Here is a 16,138-nt window from a genome sequence, read left to right on the forward strand (position 1 = left end):
CCAACTGGCGGGCTTTTTGTTGTCTGTCAGACCCTTTTGCGCTTGAAGATCTGCCAGCCGGCAAACAGGCCGGCGGCGCTCCAGGCGAACATCAGCAGCAACATCAGCCACAGGTTAGAGTTCTGGGAAGTCACCAGGGAGAGTACGCCGCTGACCGACTGATGCTCCACGTACACCAGGTTGGAGAGGCGGAACAGATCCACCGGGTTGGCCATCATCAGCGCCCTGACCCAGGACTCGCTGCCCTCGGCCACAATCAGTCCCAGCAGTACCAGGTCGTAGAGCAGCACCAGCACAAACCACAGCAGCAGGCAGATGGCCATCGCCCTGCCCTTGGTGCTCACCGCCAGGCTCACCAGATAGCTCACCAGCAGGAAGGTGCAGGCCAGCAAAGCCGAGCTGAAGATAAACAGGGCGAAGGCGGCGGTCAGCTCCAGCAGCTGATCGGTGCCCACCACAAAACCCAGAGCCACGGCGGTGACCCCGAACCCGATGAGGCAGGTGGTGGCCAGTACCGCCCCCTGCCCGAGGAACTTGCCCAGCAGCAGCTGCCAACGGCTGATGGGGTAGGAGAGCAGCAGCAGCAGGGTGCCCCCTTCGAGCTCCCCCACAAAGCTGTCGTGGCCGAGAAGCACCGCCAGCAGGGGGATCACCAGGGCCGCCAGGGTTGCCAAGGCGGAGATGGTGGGCGCCAGCTCCGGGGTGCTCAGCTGGCCACTGACCGCCGAGCCAAGAAAAGCCACCGCCAGGGATAGCAGTGCAAAGCTGAGAGAGGCAAAAACTACCCAGCGGTGGCGAAAACCGTCGATAAACTCTTTGTGGGCCACCAGGGCCACCGGGTTCAGCATGGTAACTCCTCCAGTTGCGCCCTAAGCTGGCAGCTCTGATACACCTCAGGCAGCGATGGGGGCAGGACATTGAAGTCGAAAATCTTATGGTGGGCGGTCAGGTGCTCAAGCAGCTGTCGCTTCTGCTCCTGGCCGACCATAAAGGCTTTGCTTTGAGGGTCATACATAGCCGCCAGCAACATATCACGACTGGCCAGCAGCTCTGCTCCGGCCACCTCCACCTTGGTGGGAAGCTTGTGCTCCTGGCGCAACTCCTCGATGCTGCCCCGGGCCAGCTCGCGCCCCTTGGCCAGGATCAGGGCCGAGTCCAGATGGCGATCGATGAGGGTCAGCTCATGGGTGCAGATGATCACCGCGGTGCCATTGTTGCGCAGGGCGGCCACCAGTTCGTAGAACAGGGCGCTGGCCTGGGGATCCAGGCCCACGGTGGGCTCATCCAGGATCAACACCCTGGGCTCAGCCAGGATCGCCTGAGCCAGCCCCAGGCGTTGACGCATCCCCTTGGAGTAGGTGCGCACCTTGCGGTCCCTGGCGTAATCCAGCTGCAGCCTGGCCAGCACCTCCTCCACCCGTTCCTTGCCTACCCGGCGTAGGCCGGCAAAATAGCCCAGCAACTCTCCGCCACTGAGGTTGTCATAGAGGCTGACATGCTCAGGCAGGTAGCCGATAGACAGAGAAGCCCGGTGTTCGGTCCGGCCCGGATCCCTGCCATTGACCCGGATCTGGCCACGATCCGGGGTGCTCAGGCCGAGGATCAGTTTGATCAGAGTGGTCTTGCCGGCACCATTATGGCCCAGCAACCCCAGCAGTTCGCCGGGGCGCAGAGACAGGCTGACCTCATCCAGAGCCTGAACCTCGCCAAAGCGCTTGCTCACCTGTACCACTGAGACTGCCGATTGTGTCATAGGTTACTTCTTTCAATGACGGGAGAGATTAACGGTCGGCTGTCGGTAATGCCTTCCGCCTGGGGCGGCAACATCTGCCGCTCCAGCCAACGCAGAACCCCCACAACCGGGGATTCCATTAAAAATTTTGCTTCCGGGTAGACCCAGAACAGCCTATCCAGGGCATCATTGGGGCGATAGGGAAGATCGCCGATGCCATCTCGGTCTGTGTCCCAGCCGCCGTAGCTGCTCCAATAGTTGCCCCGTCCCTGGTGGCTCCACTCCAGCACCACGTCCCCGACGTAACGCACCTGCACCTGATTGGCGATGAAGTCGTTAGCGAACACCTGGTTGCCCTCCCCTCCCAGCGCCATGGCGATGCCTATCTGGCTCTGGGCGAAGCGATTGCCTGAGATGGTGTTATCCTGGGCGCCATAGACGTAGATCCCCTTGCCTTCGCCATCAAAAACAGTTGCAGCATCAGGGTTATGGATGCGGCTTACCAGATTATCCTGAACCCGTACGCCACTGCTGATATTGAGCAGGATGCCGAACTCTACCGCATCCTCCACGCGGTTGCCCAGTACTGCTCCCCCTTCGGAACCCATAATTGCGTAGCCGCCCACGACATTGTGACTGGTGTTGTGACTGGTGACCGTCTCCCTGGCATACATATAGTGCACCGGATACTGCTGATCGCTCATGGTGTTGGCGTCGATCACCACCTCCGCCACACTCTCCACATAGACGCCATCACGACCGCCACTGAGACGGTTGCCGCTGATGACCGCCTGGCGGCTGCCCTTGAAGTAGATGTTGTCTCCCCGGGCAACCACGGGTCGGCTGGTGTTCCCCTCAATCAGATTACCGAGGATCTGAAACCCCTCCCCGGCATCGAAGCGGATACCAAAGCCGTCACCGCGCAGGGTGTTGTTGGCAATCAGCACTCGGGAGACGCCCTGTTCACCGCGAATGGCGGCGTCCATCTCCGGCAGCTCATCCCCCCAGTTCTCCACCGTCAGTCCGTGAAGCTCGATGCCGTCGGCAGCAAGCAGGATGGCGGTCCCCCGACCGCCGCCATCGAAGATCACCCCAGGCTGGCCTCGCAAAATCAACGACTGACCGATGCGCCAGTTGCCAGGGTAGAGACCGGGCTCAAGCCGCAGCTCATCACCGGGCCTGGCCGCCTCAAGCCAGTGGGCGAGCTGTTGTGGCCCCTGCACGCTGATGCTCGCCCCCTGACACAGCAGGGGCAGAAACGTCAGTAGAAACAGCAGCCCTCTCAACATCTGGACTCCGTCAGTGATGCTTGTGCTTGTGGTGACCACCCTTGCCCAGCATCTCCAGGGTCAGCTGGTCATAGGCACGAACCTTACCGCCATAGGAGTTGGCAAAGGCCTCCGCCATATTACGGGAGCTGAAACTGGCCAGGGTGGGGCCCATGGCACCGTGTCGGGAGGATCCCACCACATACCAGGCCCGGTTCGCAGGAATAAAGGCGCTGTCGGAGGGCTTGTCCCAGTCGGTCTGGGCCAGGTCATGAACCCAGGCCTGTTCCACCTGGCGCCGATTCTGGGGCTGAAGGATAAACTGGAACAGGTCGCTGGTAGAACAGAACGCGGTATCTCCAGGTTGTCCCTTGACCCGGGCGACCCCCTTAGGACCCGGATAACGGGTAATGAACATGCCACACTGGTGGCAACGTCGCTCGTCGGTGACCTGAATGCTGTGGGTCTTGGGGCCGGCCACCGGAGTCGTGTCCGCTACAGATTGGCCGCAGCCGGTCAAAACCAGGGGCAGAAGGAGCAACAGGAGGTTACGCATAGTCTTTCTCTTGGTTGTGGGGAGGACCAGCCTCCCCGGTACTCATATCAGATGGTGTAGATCTGCCCCGCGTAGAGCAGGAAGAGTCGCAGGCACATCATGCCGCAAATCACACTGCCCCCCGTGAGGTAGAAGGCTCTGCCCGAGTGGGCAAACTTCTGACCCAGAGCGAAGTTCAGCATCAGGGGAAGAACGAAGCCGAGGCCGATGACCCCGCCCCAGAACAGGCTGGACCAGCCTCCCTGAGAAAACGCCTGGGTGGCCGCCTGGCTGGGTCCGGCGCCGAAGATAAGGCCGCTGAACAGCATGAACAGGAACATCGCCTCAACCGCCATGATCGGCCATTCGGCGCCGTGCAGCAGGGTCATATCCTGGGAGTGCAGAGACTCACCAAACCACTTCACCGCCACCATCTTGGCCATGGCCGCCCCCGCGGACAGGCCGGAGACGATGAACAGCGCCGGCAGCAACGAGGTATTGATGATGGGGAAGCGAATCAGCGCCGAGATCAGGAAGCCGGTGTAGGCGCAGACGGAGACCGCCAGCACCAGGGTCAACCACTCCAGGGGAGTGCGCAGGGTAGCCAGCCTCTCCAGCCAGGGCATCAGCGACTTCAGCTGGGGGAAGCGGGCCAGTTCACCACGCAGGGCGATGGCGGCAATCACCGCGGTCAGCGGAATGTAGAACAGCAGTACGATAACGCCCAGGGACATCACCGAATTCAGGTTGTAATAGAGCAGGATTTTCCAAAAGAACAGTGGGTTGGAAAGATCCAGCACCAGGCACAACATCCCCAGACAGATGGTGACAAAAGAGACGACACCCGCCGCCTTGAGCAGCGGCGTATCCTGGGTCTGCTTCTTGTAGATCCGCATTAACAGGGCAATGGCCAGGGCGCCACCGGAGATCCCCGCAAAGAACAGGTAAACCGCAATGGGCCAGGGCCAGGCGATGGCGTCGCCAAGACCGGTGGAAAAATCGATTCCGTTCATCTTGTTACACCTCAGGCTTGGCAATAGGGATGTAGTGAACACTGGGCTCGGTGCCCAGGTGTGGCTTCACCCTGGCGGTGTTCTTGACCGCCAGCAGTCGGGCGACGTAGGACTTGGGATCGCTGGCATCGCCAAACACCAGGGCGTCAAACTTGCACTGACTGACACAGGCCGGCAGCTCACCTTTGGCCAGTCGGCTTTGCAGACAGAAGTCGCAGTTCTCCGCCACCTTGGTTTCACTGTTGATAAATCGCACCTTGTAGGGACAGGCGGCGATGCAGTATTTGCAGCCGGCACATTTGTCGCCGTCCATGGTGACGATGCCGGTTTTCTCATCCCGGTACGCCGCCCCTGTGGGGCACACCATCACGCAGGGGGCGTTGTCACACTGTTGGCAGGAGACCCGCACATATTTGCGATCGCAATTGCACTCGGTCTTGCCACAGCGGGGACATACCGCACCCGGCACCCGGTCGCTCTGACGCTCCAGGGTCAGGCGGGCAACGCCCTCCGGCAGGTTGTTCGCCTGGTTACAGGCATCTTTACAGCGGCCGCAGCCCACACACTTGGTCTGGTCAAACAGCAGCACATAGTTGGGTCCCTCACCACCTCCGGCGGCAGGATCGGTGGAACCGCACCCTCCCGCCAGCATGGCTACCGACCCCACGCCCAGGCCCTTCAACAGGCTGCGGCGCGGTAACATCACATCGTTCACATCATCCTCCAACTCTCTCTGTGTTATTGCGGCGTGGCTGCCGCTTTTATCCTTGCTTTAGCCCGTTCCACAGCCCGTTGGATGGCTGCCTCCCGGGTACCGGCTGCGCCGCTGTCCAGCAGCACCTGCCAATGTTCCACAGCTTCCTGATACTGCCCCTGCCGATAGGCATGGGACGCCAGCAATTCACGGCTGGTGAAATCGGTGTTATCAAGGCTCAGAGCCCGGGAAACCGCCGCCAAGGCGTCGACTCCCAGGGCCCGGCCCTGTTGGTAGTAAAGGTATTTGGCCTTCAGGCCCAGCAAGGGGGCAGTTTCCCCCTGCAGCGCCAGGGCCTGATCGAGGGCGTCCACCGCCTCACCATAGTGACCTCCGGCCGCCTGGTCCTCTGCCAGGGCCAGCCAGGTGGTGGCATCGTCGGGGCGGCGCTCGGCCTCCATCATGCTTTGGTTGATCCTGCTCTGAAGCAGGTAATCGACCCGGGTTTCGGTGTGTTGCTGTCGCCAGCCGGAAAAATGCCCCAGGCGGGAGTAAGCAAGCAGGGAAATGAGGATGAGGAAAACCAGCATCAACGCTGGAGCCCACCACCCCGCCCTGGGCAAAGAGGGGCCCTCTCCCAGCGCAGTCTCCCCGGCGGCCCGGAGATAACCTCTGTGACCGCAAGCCAGGGTGAATGCCGCGGCCAACAGTGCCAGGGAGATGCTTAGGGAAAGGGTCATCATGCTGAATACAGCTCCTAACTGAAATCCGGATCGAACCTGTTACTGCTGGCCGAACATCTGGGACATGGAGCCCATGCCCATGGCGCCCATGCCCATGGCGCCCATTCCCATGCCCATACCCATCTCTTTGTGGGCATCACCGGGCTTGTTGGCGTCAATAAGCTCAATCTCAAACACCAGGGCAGAACCCGGGGGAATGGCTCCCATTCCCTGCATGCCGTAGCCCAGCTCGGCAGGAATGGTGAATTTGTAGGTGGAGCCCACTGGCATCAGTTGCAGCCCCTCTTCCCATCCGGCGATGGAGTTGATCAGAGCCACTTGGCGGGGCTGGGCGTTACTGTCGGCACGGGTATCCTGAAACACGGTGCCGTCCACCAACTGGCCCTTGTAGTGCACTGTGACGGCGTCTTCACGGGCGGGCATCTTGCCCTCGCCCTTCACCAGCACCTCATACTGAAGACCGGATTCGGTGACGGTTACCCCCGGCTTGCCGGCATTGTCAGACAGATAGTCGCGGGAGGCCTGGGCCACCTCTTTCATACGGGCGGCTTTGCGCTCATCCTTACGGGTATTAAGCAGCTGGGCCCTGGCGTTGAGGGCGTCGATCAGTGCCTCCTTATCCAGGGAGGATTGACCTTTAACGGCATCCTCGAACCCTTTGAGTACCTGCTCCAGATCGGCGCTGAGGCCAAACTCTTCCTGCATAGCCAGCTGGCCATTGAGGTAGTTGCCCAGAGAAGCGCCAATGGCGTAAGACTCAGTGTTAGCGTCGGTTTGCGCCTGCTGCGCCAAGGCGGGAGCGGATGCGAAGGCCAGGGCGATGATCAGGGGTTTGATTGCGGTTTTCATGAGTATCTCTCTTCTAATCCAGTTAGTACCTAAAGGCTCAGGGCTTCTCGGTTGGGCGCCCTGACATCCGCCATCCGAAGATGCCATCAGGCATCTGGCGGACGTTGGTGTAGCCCATCTGCATCACCGAATAGGCCGCGATCTCGCTGGCGTTGCACAGGCGGTTGGCGCAGTAAAAAATCATCTGGGCGTTCTTGTCCTTGGGCAGCAGCTCTTTCCAGTTTTCTGTGAAGAAGTGCACCGCCCCGGGAATGAACCCCTGAGCCCAGAGCTCCAGGGTATTCACGTCGAAGAAGTAGACATCCTTATTGCCTACCAGCTGTTCTGCTTCCTGCATGCTGATGTAATTCAGTTCCATACGATATTCATCTGCCGGCCGAATCTCGTCGGCGCCGCCGGCCTGAACCGGGGCAGCCATCAGCAGGGACAGAGCCGTGGCAGCTGCAATGGGGTAACGCATGGTGTGTGCCTCTCTCATTTGAATGGCCCCCGGTTGCCCGGGGGCGCTTAGGGTTGGTTACTCTTTGTCGTAACCGGCGTCATCCATGATGGCCTGAGCTTCCTGAACGTAGATCCAGGCGTCGTTCATCATGCGCTGCGCCATGGAGGGTCCGTGGACACCCCAGGAGCCGTCTTTCTCGATCTTGGCGGCGGACTCACGGGCCTTATCGACCATCATCAGTACCTTGGCCTTCTCGGAAACGGACAGGCGGGTCACATTCATCAGCTCGTCGATACGCTGAAGCTGTTTAACCACCTTGGCGTGAGTCTCCTTAACGGGCTCCTGCCACTCCATCACTTCGCCGTAGATCTCCATCTGGTCTTCGAAGTGCAAGCCTTCGTCGAGCTCAGACTGGAACTGGCTGTGACAGCCTTTGCCACTGACCACAGTACGGTCCAGGGCAGAGGTGCGGGCACAGGTCCACATCAGATCCAGATAGGAGTAGCCATCCTCATCCTGAGCCACAGTCCAGCCCTTGGTGGCGGAGGTGCGGGGCTTGCCTTCCGGCGGATTCAGGGTCTTCTTGGTGGGAGAGACCTTGATGTTCCAGATGTGGGAAGCACGAACGTTGTCGAAGCCAGCCTCATCGGGGAACTGGATGGCGGTGAACTTCTCGCAGCTGCCCATGTTGGGCATGTGGCAAGAGGAACACTCGGATTCGCTGTGAGGCTTGGAACTGGCGTGGAACTCGGCCTGAGTCTCGTGACAGTCGGCACACTCCTTCTTGATCTTGGTCTTGGTCACGTGGGACAGGTAACTGCCGTCGGTAACCTCGTGAGGATCGTGACAGGTGGTACAACGCATGCCCTTGTCATAGTGAGCAGAGTTGAACATCTGACCACCTTCGGTACCGCAGGATGGGCAGGCACCTTTCATCTTCACGGTGAAGGCATCTTCAGGCTTGGCGTTGGGGCCTTCGGCCATCTCTGCCACGTAATTGAAGCGCTGGTGACAGCGTTCACAGTTGGACGGCATGCCGCCACCTACGCCACCATCGAGGTGGGCACCGGCACCGTGACACTCTTCACAGGCAATACCCTTGGAGATGGTGTGTTCACGCAGCTTCCTGGGGTCACCCAGGGCGTCGAAGTACTCCTGCTTGTTCTGGAAGTCGAACTTGAAGGTGTGGCACACCTCGCAGTAAGAGGACGCGGGCTGGAACAGGAACATCTTGTCCTTCTTGGCGCCGTAGGAGTTCACCCCCCACACGTCAGATCCGGAGTAACCAAACTCTTCCATCACTGCCGGGAACTCAGGGATCACCTCCTTGATTTCACGAGCCTTCTCAGGCGTCAGGAAGGTCAGCCAGTTCACAGAGAACTGGTTACCACCGGCGTGCAGAGTGCCTGTGCCATCGCGCAGCAGACCATCTTTTACGTGGTAGGAACCGCGAACCAGCCAGGCGTCAATAAAGCCGTACTTGGTTCTGGGAGTACCGATAACCGCGTAGATGGCGTCCTCGGTAATGCCCTGAGGCAGGATCGGCACGTCGGTACCGAACATCCCCTTCTTCAGGTCACCGCCGGTTTCCACCATCTCCTCGGGGAAACGCACAGTCTTGGCGTGACGGGAGCGCTTCCACTTCTCGTACTGGACGCCGTGGCATTCGCCACACTTCTCGGGGCCAATAAACTTGTTGGGGTAATCCAGAATGGACTTGGCGCCCAGGCGATACTGAACCGCCATGGGACGACCAATCTTGTCACTGTAGTCCTCTGAGTTACCCGTGTGCAGATACTCCTCGCCACGGTCGGAGATGTGGGGCTTACCCACCATCCGGCCCTCAGGGGCATAGGTCTTAAACACAGGGTGGTTCTCAAACAGGAAGTCCCACAGCTCCTTCTCCTGGATGATGTAATCATGCAGGGTCTTCACCCCCTTCGCCTCTTCAGTCCCGTCAGGGTTGGCGAAGATCATCTGGGCCTGGGGGGACTGCTTATAGCCCTGGTCACTCTGGGCGGCGTCTGCCGCAACCGCTGAACCAGTCCATACACAGACCAGGGCGGCCAAAGACGCCTTTATTTTCCAGCCTTTCATCATTATCTCCTACAAAAGGGTTTTGTATTTCTTGCCTGGCATTGCTTTTTGTGTCCAAGCCTGAAGCCAATTAGGTTGGTAATTGCAAGAAACGCTATAGATAACAACAGAAGAACGGCCGTAAAAAGTGGATTTCAAGCACAAATCGGGTTCGCTTTATGGCCTCAATGCAACCACCCCTGACAATTACCAAAAAATACCCACATGAGCAGCAACTTAGCCAAAATCGACCCATTTGTGATTTAGAGTTTTCGAGCCATTTTCAGGAGATAAAACAGATAAAAAAAGATAAAAACAGAATATTTTACCTAGGAATAAATGGTAATTGTCACCGAGATCACAGACAGCCACCAGTTGACAAATCATCCATAAAAAACCAATTCAACAACAAACATTCCCGGCTCACAAAATTAATTCTTGCCAAGAGAAAGGACTATTTATAGGTGATAGAGTCATATTTAAACCCATGACAAAAACCTAGCCCCCTTAGGTTTACCGGAGGCTGACTGTGATCCCTGAGATAGGCCACTTTCTACTGATACTGGCAACGGCAACCTCGTTGTTGACCGGTCTGTTCCTGCTGCTTTGGGGCAGATCCGCAGAGCTCTATCTCAACCACTTTGTCCGGCCACTCTCTTACTTGTGCGCCTCACTGGCCCTGGGATCCACAGTCATCCTGGTGTACAGCTTCCTGACCGATGACTTTTCCGTCGCCTATGTGGCCAACCACTCCAACAGTCACCTGGCCTGGTACTATAAGGTTGCCGCACTCTGGGGCGGCCACGAGGGCTCCATGCTGTTCTGGGCCCTGGGACTGGCTCTGGTCACCGCCGTAGTGGCCGCACGCCCTCATCACCCTCACCGCTTCGCCAGCCGCACTGCATCAATACTGGCCTTGCTGAGTTTTGGCTTTCTGCTGTTTATCCTGCTGACTTCCAACCCCTTTGATCGACTGCTGCCCGCAGTGCCCATCGAGGGGCGGGACCTCAATCCGATGCTGCAGGATATCGGCCTGATTCTGCACCCGCCCATGGTGTTTGGGGGCTATGTGGCCCTGGCGGTGCTGTTTGCCGGTGCCGTAACCGCCCTGGGGCGAGGCCATATAAAAGGCGCAGAACTGGCCTGGCTCAGGCGTTGGAATCTGCTGGCCTGGTTTATGTTGACCCTGGGAAATCTGTTTGGCTCCTGGTGGGCTTACAACGAACTCGGGTGGGGAGGGTGGTGGTTCTGGGATCCGGTGGAGAACGCCTCCTTTATCCCCTGGCTGCTCAGCACCGCCCTGCTTCACACCCTGCATCTGGCCCGAACCCAGAATGCCCTGGTGTTGACCTCACTGGTCCTCAGCCTGGGCGGATTCATAGTCAGCCTGATCGGCACCTTCCTGGTTCGTTCCGGCATCATTCAATCTGTGCACGCCTTTGCCTCAGACCCACAACGGGGCAGTGGCGTGCTCATACTGCTGCTGGCCACCGCCCTACCCGCCCTGACCCTGCTGGCCTGGCAAGCCCCCGCCATGGCCCGTGGCCAGGCTCTCAACGGCCAGAGTCGTCACTGGCTGGTGATGGTCGGAGCCCTGTTACTGGTGGTCGCCGCCCTCTCTGTACTGCTGGGCACCTGCTACCCCTTTATCTACGCAGCCCTGAATCTGGGCAGCATCTCGGTGGGAGCGCCTTACTTCAATACCGTGTTTATCCCCATGGTGCTGCTGGCGGCCCTGCTTCTAGGTTGGGTGATAACGCCTCCCTCGACCCCCACAGGGTTTCGAGTGGCACTGCTGCTTTTGTGCGGCGGCGGTGCCACAGCTCTGACTCTGTATGCCAGCAGCGAGCGACCAGACTGGATGTGGATGGGACTGATGTCTGCCTCCTGGCTGGTTCTCACCCTACTCCTCTGTGGTTATCACCACTGGCAGCAGTCCAGGTTTAACCTTTTCCTGGCCCCCTGGCTTGCCCATCTTGGGGTGGCGGTGTTTGTGTTGGGCGCAACGGTACTGACCCATTACGAGGAGGCGGTCATGGTGCGCATGGGACCGGGCAACGGCCGCACCCTGGCCGGCTATACTGCGGTGTATGAGCAGACACTGAGCGTCCAACAACGCAATTATCAGGCAAGCGAAGCCCTCATTCGGCTTGACAACTCAAGTAAGCAAGCACTCACATACATCCGTCCCCAGAGACGCACCTACCTGGATGATCGCAGTGAGGTCTCCATCGCCGGGGTGTACCACTCCCCACTGTCCGACCTCTATATCTCCATGGGCCCGTCCATCAATGACAATCAGTTTCTGGTGCGAATCAGTCACAAACCCTGGGTAAGACTGCTCTGGCTTGGCGGGCTGCTGACCGCCTTTGGGGGCTTGCTGGCCTGGCGGCGCAGCCGCATCACTCACTACCAGGAGTACAACGGATGAGAGTTATTGTTCTGCTGTGCCTATCGCTTTTCTGTCTGCCGCTCAGCGCCGCCTCAGACAGCAGTAACCTGAGCCAGCGGGCAGAACGCCTGGCAAGCACACTGCGCTGCCCCGCCTCGGTCAACCAGACCCTGGCTGACTCGGAGGCGGCCATCGCCTTTGAACTCAAAGGACTCATTGCCCAGCAACTCAGGGCGGGCCATCAGGAGGAGCAGATTGTCCAATACCTGGTGGAACGCTACGGCGAACAGATCCGCTACCAGCCTGGCCTCGCCGGGGCCACCGCCCCCCTGTGGCTGATGCCTCTGCTGCTGGTCGGCTTGCTACTGATGGTGTTGATCTGGCCCCGTATGCTGCGCCGCCCACCAGGACTAGGAGAATAAAGATGAAAGCCCTGACCCTGACCGCCGCCCTGTTCACCTCCCTGATGCTGCCGTCCCAGGCAAGCGCCTCAAACCTGGAGAAGGTGTACGGGACCGGTGCCCCCATCCCAAAACCGATGATCATGAATAAATTTGTGGAGTTCACCAACGCCCGCAAGCCTCCCGAGCTGGTGTTCCATGGCCGGGACGGCGCCCCGGTCTCCATGAATCGGTACAGGGGCAACCTAACCCTGATTAACATCTGGGCCAGCTGGTGTGGTCCCTGTCTGAAGGAGTTACCCGCCCTGGAGCAGATGGAGCGGGACTACCAGGGGCAACCTCTGGCTGTGGTACCGGTTTCCATCGATGAGCAAAGCCCGGATGAGGTGTACGAGATCCTGGCCAACTACCAGCTGGAGAAGATAGATACCCTGTTTGATGCTGACCACAGCATGCATGGAGTGATGCCGGTAAACGTCGTGCCCGCCACCTATGTGCTGGACGGCAACGGTAATATCGTTGGTTTTGTCCGCGGCTATCTGGACTGGGAAGACCCGGATGTCGCGCCCTATCTGGACAAGCTTATCGCCAAATACAGCGCAGCCAGGCCCCAGGATTAAATCCGCGGATGCAAAAAGGGCGGCCCTTGGCCGCCCTTTCTCTAGGTGAGCAAGTCAGATTCGGCGAAAGCCAACTACATCGCCATGGTGGACTTCTTCATCCAGGCCAGCGAGTAACCGTAGAAGGGGATCACCCAGGCGGCGGAGTGCTCATCCTGATAGAAGCGGTAGAAGTAGAGGGGCTCTTCGGACAGGCTCTGACGGCGCAACTCCCGATAGAAGGGCAGCGCGGCCTGGGTTACCTTTTCCGGCTTCAGCAGGTTACGCGACTGGGTTTCAATCTTGAACACATCCACCTTATGGCCGCCAATATCTGCGGTATAGCGGGTGAACTCCCCCTCAAAGTTGTACTTGATGGGCGAGGTCAGGCAGTCCTGATCGGTCACGCAGAATGACGCAAAGAACAGCCCTTTGGAGTCATCTTTGTAAACCAATGAGATGTTGTGATCGACCCGCACCAGCAGTTGGTCATTTCTGGGGAAGTAGACATCGGCACTGTACATATGCTCGGTCAGCTCCCCCTGATGATAGGGAACCGTTGGCAACTCAATGCGGTTGTACCTGATGCGCTGCTCCATGATCTTCGCCAGTTCGAAGAACACCGGCAGGTCCATCTTCACCTTCTCAGTGGTGGGGAAGTTGATATTGATGATGTCCTTTCCGGCACAGCCACCATCGAAGCCGGGGCAGATTGAGATGGAGTCGGTTTTGCCATCAGTCAGGGCAAACGCCCGGTAATCCTTGATGATCGCCCGGGTGGAACTGGTGTCAAAATGGCGCTGCCAGCGGGCCAACTCAGGCCTAGCCTGGTCACTGGACGCCAGCAGTTCAGTAGGACCGGTTTCGCTTCCGATTCGCAGCTGCCCCTGCTCTATCCAGGTCCAGTCACTGACCGAGCTGCTGGCATAGAATCTGGGCAACAACAGATACACCAGTGCCGCAATCACCAGGGTGACGGCCATGGCAGCGACTGCGATCAAAGGCTTTCCTCTGCGAAGCACAGGCTGCTGCTCTTCGGCCTCGCTCATGGATTCAGCGGGCGACTCTTCAGCCGCAGGGCGGACACCGGCAACCACCACCTGATAGCCGCGACGAGCCACAGTCTTTAAGTTAACTTCCGGGAAGGGTTCCAGTTTCTTGCGCAGAGTGCTGACACATTGAATCAGCGACGAGGGTGCCACCACCCTATCGGGCCAGCCCTCCTGAAGCAGCACCTCCTTGGTGCAGATCTCATCCTGGTGCTGCATCAGATAGTTGAGTACTGCGGCCTCGGCAAAGGACAACTTCATCTCTTCGGAGGATCTCGTATCTATCAAGCAATGATGCTGATTATCCAGTACAAGATAAGGGGTTATCTGTATTGTTTTCACTGTGCTTGCCTGGTTTGAGTTTGAGATTCGCTCTCGGGCACCAAAGGCACCCCAAAATGTTTTTACAATCAAGCACTATTATGCCGTTTACCCCCTGCTGTTCCTGTGATGATTTTCGCAGAAACCGAGTCGTTACTCGGGCAGTTGGCCGGGGTGTGAACCCCGTTGGATTGAGGGGTTTGACATACGCCTCTGCACCACAGGCAAATGCCTCTTTTTTCGGCAAACGGTACACTTTGAGCTAAAATCGTTTGACCTTTTTGCCGGACCGCCGTTTAATAGCCGTCCACCGCCTCGATAGCTCAGTTGGTAGAGCAGGGGATTGAAAATCCCCGTGTCCCTGGTTCGATTCCGGGTCGAGGCACCATCTTAGAGAAAAGCGCTAACCGCAAGGTTGGCGCTTTTTTCGTTTCTTCGGACTGTTAAAGTTCGTGCTAGGTGCCTAACCCAGTAATCGAACGTCGCTTCGCTTGGTTCGATGACTTCGCCCTTCGGGCCATCGCAAGCGATGTTACTCCGGTCGTCCCTCCCTACGTTGCCGGGTCGAGGCACCATATTGAAGAGCCCTGAACGCAAGTTCGGGGCTTTTTCGTATTAGCCGTTGTGCCAACGGCGTGTCCCTGACCTGGCCGGCCGCGTACGATTCCGGGTCGAGGCACCATATTATGAGAAGGCTCTGATGGAAACATCGGAGCCTTTTCTCGTTTCTTGGGGCTGTTGAAGCCCGAGCAAGGTTCCTAACCCGGTAATCTCACGTCGCTTCGCTTAGACTAGGCGTCCCCGTCCGATGACTTCGCCCTTCGGGCCATCGCAAGCGATGTTACTCCGGTCGTCCCTCCCTACGTTGCCGGGTCGAGGCACCATATTGAAGAGCCCTGAACGCAAGTTCGGGGCTTTTTCGTATTAGCCGTTGTGCCAACGGCGTGTCCCTGACCTGGCCGGCCGCGTACGATGACTTCGCCCTTCGGGCCATCGCAAGCGATGTTACTCCGGTCGTTCCTCCCTCCGTTGCCGGGTCGAGGCTACGAAGATCTGTCCCCAATCCTTGCACAATCGTCTCCCCGGCGAACGCCGGGGTCCAGTGACTTTTCCGGGCTTTTCCTGAACAAGGCCAAGCATCAGTAATCACAGACTCAGGATTCACAGCTATGCGGAAAGGACTATGAGGTAAATTCGCCGGACTGGAGAAAATTGTCGCCCGGCCTCTCACAAAAGTCAGTTGCAAGCACAATCAATGCAGATAGGTGACAAATTAGCTTTTTAGCCGCCAACTTCTGGAATCTCCAGGATCTGTGGTTTATGACCTACCAGGTTCAGGAAGCGCTCTACGTTGGCCTCGGACAACACCAGAGTCACCGTATTAACCAGTGGGTGGCACTGATACGCCTGCCCATTGCAGATATCCGCATCGAGCCACAGCTCCACTTGATGCTCTGGGTCATTCACCAGGGCCAGCAAAGACACATGCCCCGGCATTACCCCCAGGAATTTCCGCATACGCTCAGCAGAAGCAAAACCCAGGCGGCTGATCTTCAGGTCCCTGGAGAGTTGCTTGAGATCCACAGCCTTGTCTGCGCGAGTGATCAGCAGGAAGTGGCGTCTTCCATAGTTATCTCTTAAAAACAGGTTCTTCAGACGCTGACCCGGTCGATGCAGCCTCAACCTGTCAGCGTCAGTGCAGTTCTCAAGAGGGGGGTGTTCATAGCGCTCAAACTCGATGAGGTGTTGACGCAGAAGTACCTCAATATCCATCGCATCATTCGATTGGGAATCCAGGCCTCAACCTTAAAGATCTCCTGCCCGGGAGTCCAGACTCCATCGTTATGCACAATTTTGCAGCAGACGGGTATAGCGAAAAAAAAAAACGGTTGACTCCCCTGCCCTAAATCCGTTTAATACACCCCCGTTGCCTCGATAGCTCAGTTGGTAGAGCAGGGGATTGAAAATCCCCGTGTCCCTGGTTCGATTCCGGGTCGAGGCACCATCTTAGAGAAAAGCGCTAA

15 protein-coding genes and 2 tRNA genes are annotated in these 16,138 nt (G+C 58.3%); 5 read left to right on the top strand and 12 right to left on the bottom strand.

Annotated elements, in window-relative coordinates; genetic code table 11:
- Positions 1 to 26: 26 nt before the first annotated feature.
- The 10 genes from G505_RS0115745 to G505_RS0115790 all read right to left on the bottom strand — a co-directional run bounded on the left by G505_RS0115745 (position 27) and on the right by G505_RS0115790 (position 9,373).
- The gene (locus G505_RS0115745) at positions 27 to 848 is read right to left on the bottom strand and encodes an ABC transporter permease (protein WP_051216319.1); all 822 of its coding nucleotides are present in this window, start codon (positions 846 to 848) and stop codon (positions 27 to 29) included.
- Positions 842 to 1,753 carry an ABC transporter ATP-binding protein gene (locus G505_RS0115750; protein WP_028110432.1) on the bottom strand — a complete coding sequence of 304 codons (912 nt, stop codon included), beginning with the start codon at positions 1,751 to 1,753 and terminating at the stop codon, positions 842 to 844. Before G505_RS0115750 ends, G505_RS0115745 begins: the two co-directional genes overlap by 7 nt.
- Entirely contained in the window at positions 1,750 to 3,021 is a 1,272-nt protein-coding gene (gene nosD / locus G505_RS0115755; RefSeq protein ID WP_035385480.1) for a nitrous oxide reductase family maturation protein NosD, read from the bottom strand. The genes G505_RS0115750 and nosD overlap by 4 nt, the downstream gene beginning before the upstream one ends.
- A gap of 10 nt (positions 3,022 to 3,031) precedes the next feature.
- Entirely contained in the window at positions 3,032 to 3,556 is a 525-nt protein-coding gene (locus G505_RS0115760) for a nitrous oxide reductase accessory protein NosL (RefSeq protein WP_028110434.1), read from the bottom strand.
- Positions 3,557 to 3,603: 47 nt separating this feature from the next.
- Positions 3,604 to 4,548 carry an NrfD/PsrC family molybdoenzyme membrane anchor subunit gene (nrfD, locus tag G505_RS0115765; RefSeq protein ID WP_028110435.1) on the bottom strand — a complete coding sequence of 315 codons (945 nt, stop codon included), beginning with the start codon at positions 4,546 to 4,548 and terminating at the stop codon, positions 3,604 to 3,606.
- A gap of 4 nt (positions 4,549 to 4,552) precedes the next feature.
- Complete coding sequence (locus G505_RS0115770; RefSeq protein WP_051216328.1) at positions 4,553 to 5,200, bottom strand: 4Fe-4S dicluster domain-containing protein; 648 nt, start codon at positions 5,198 to 5,200, stop codon at positions 4,553 to 4,555.
- Between the two features lie 86 nt (positions 5,201 to 5,286).
- Positions 5,287 to 5,985, bottom strand: a complete 699-nt coding sequence (locus G505_RS0115775) for a tetratricopeptide repeat protein (RefSeq protein ID WP_028110437.1) — start codon at positions 5,983 to 5,985, stop codon at positions 5,287 to 5,289.
- A 39-nt stretch (positions 5,986 to 6,024) separates the two neighbouring features.
- Positions 6,025 to 6,834 carry an FKBP-type peptidyl-prolyl cis-trans isomerase gene (locus G505_RS0115780; protein ID WP_035385481.1) on the bottom strand — a complete coding sequence of 270 codons (810 nt, stop codon included), beginning with the start codon at positions 6,832 to 6,834 and terminating at the stop codon, positions 6,025 to 6,027.
- A gap of 37 nt (positions 6,835 to 6,871) precedes the next feature.
- Entirely contained in the window at positions 6,872 to 7,294 is a 423-nt protein-coding gene (locus G505_RS0115785) for a rhodanese-like domain-containing protein (RefSeq protein ID WP_028110439.1), read from the bottom strand.
- 57 nt (positions 7,295 to 7,351) lie between these two features.
- A complete protein-coding gene (locus G505_RS0115790) occupies positions 7,352 to 9,373 on the bottom strand; it encodes a cytochrome c3 family protein (protein WP_028110440.1) in 2,022 nt (673 codons plus the stop codon).
- A 508-nt stretch (positions 9,374 to 9,881) separates the two neighbouring features.
- Between G505_RS0115790 and G505_RS21775 the strand changes: the two genes are divergently transcribed.
- Genes G505_RS21775 through G505_RS0115805 form a run of 3 tightly spaced genes read left to right on the top strand, consistent with a single transcriptional unit; the run spans position 9,882 to position 12,765 of the window.
- Complete coding sequence (locus tag G505_RS21775; protein WP_169628227.1) at positions 9,882 to 11,783, top strand: heme lyase CcmF/NrfE family subunit; 1,902 nt, start codon at positions 9,882 to 9,884, stop codon at positions 11,781 to 11,783.
- Positions 11,780 to 12,166, top strand: coding sequence for a cytochrome c-type biogenesis protein (locus G505_RS21780; RefSeq protein WP_035385482.1), 387 nt, complete (start codon positions 11,780 to 11,782; stop codon positions 12,164 to 12,166). The genes G505_RS21775 and G505_RS21780 overlap by 4 nt, the downstream gene beginning before the upstream one ends.
- Before the next feature lie 2 nt (positions 12,167 to 12,168).
- Complete coding sequence (locus G505_RS0115805) at positions 12,169 to 12,765, top strand: TlpA family protein disulfide reductase (protein ID WP_028110441.1); 597 nt, start codon at positions 12,169 to 12,171, stop codon at positions 12,763 to 12,765.
- A gap of 74 nt (positions 12,766 to 12,839) precedes the next feature.
- Here the strand turns inward: G505_RS0115805 and G505_RS0115810 are convergent, their stop codons facing one another.
- Entirely contained in the window at positions 12,840 to 14,054 is a 1,215-nt protein-coding gene (locus G505_RS0115810) for a winged helix-turn-helix domain-containing protein (RefSeq protein WP_051216323.1), read from the bottom strand.
- A 372-nt stretch (positions 14,055 to 14,426) separates the two neighbouring features.
- Between G505_RS0115810 and G505_RS0115815 the strand changes: the two genes are divergently transcribed.
- Positions 14,427 to 14,502, top strand: a tRNA-Phe gene (locus tag G505_RS0115815).
- 893 nt (positions 14,503 to 15,395) lie between these two features.
- Here the strand turns inward: G505_RS0115815 and G505_RS0115820 are convergent.
- Entirely contained in the window at positions 15,396 to 15,887 is a 492-nt protein-coding gene (locus tag G505_RS0115820) for a prolyl-tRNA synthetase associated domain-containing protein (protein ID WP_051216326.1), read from the bottom strand.
- 156 nt (positions 15,888 to 16,043) lie between these two features.
- Here G505_RS0115820 and G505_RS0115825 point away from each other — a divergent pair.
- Positions 16,044 to 16,119, top strand: a tRNA-Phe gene (locus tag G505_RS0115825).
- Positions 16,120 to 16,138: the final 19 nt, after the last annotated feature.

The organism is Ferrimonas futtsuensis DSM 18154 (assembly GCF_000422645.1).
GTDB classification, from domain to species: Bacteria; Pseudomonadota; Gammaproteobacteria; order Enterobacterales; family Shewanellaceae; genus Ferrimonas; species Ferrimonas futtsuensis.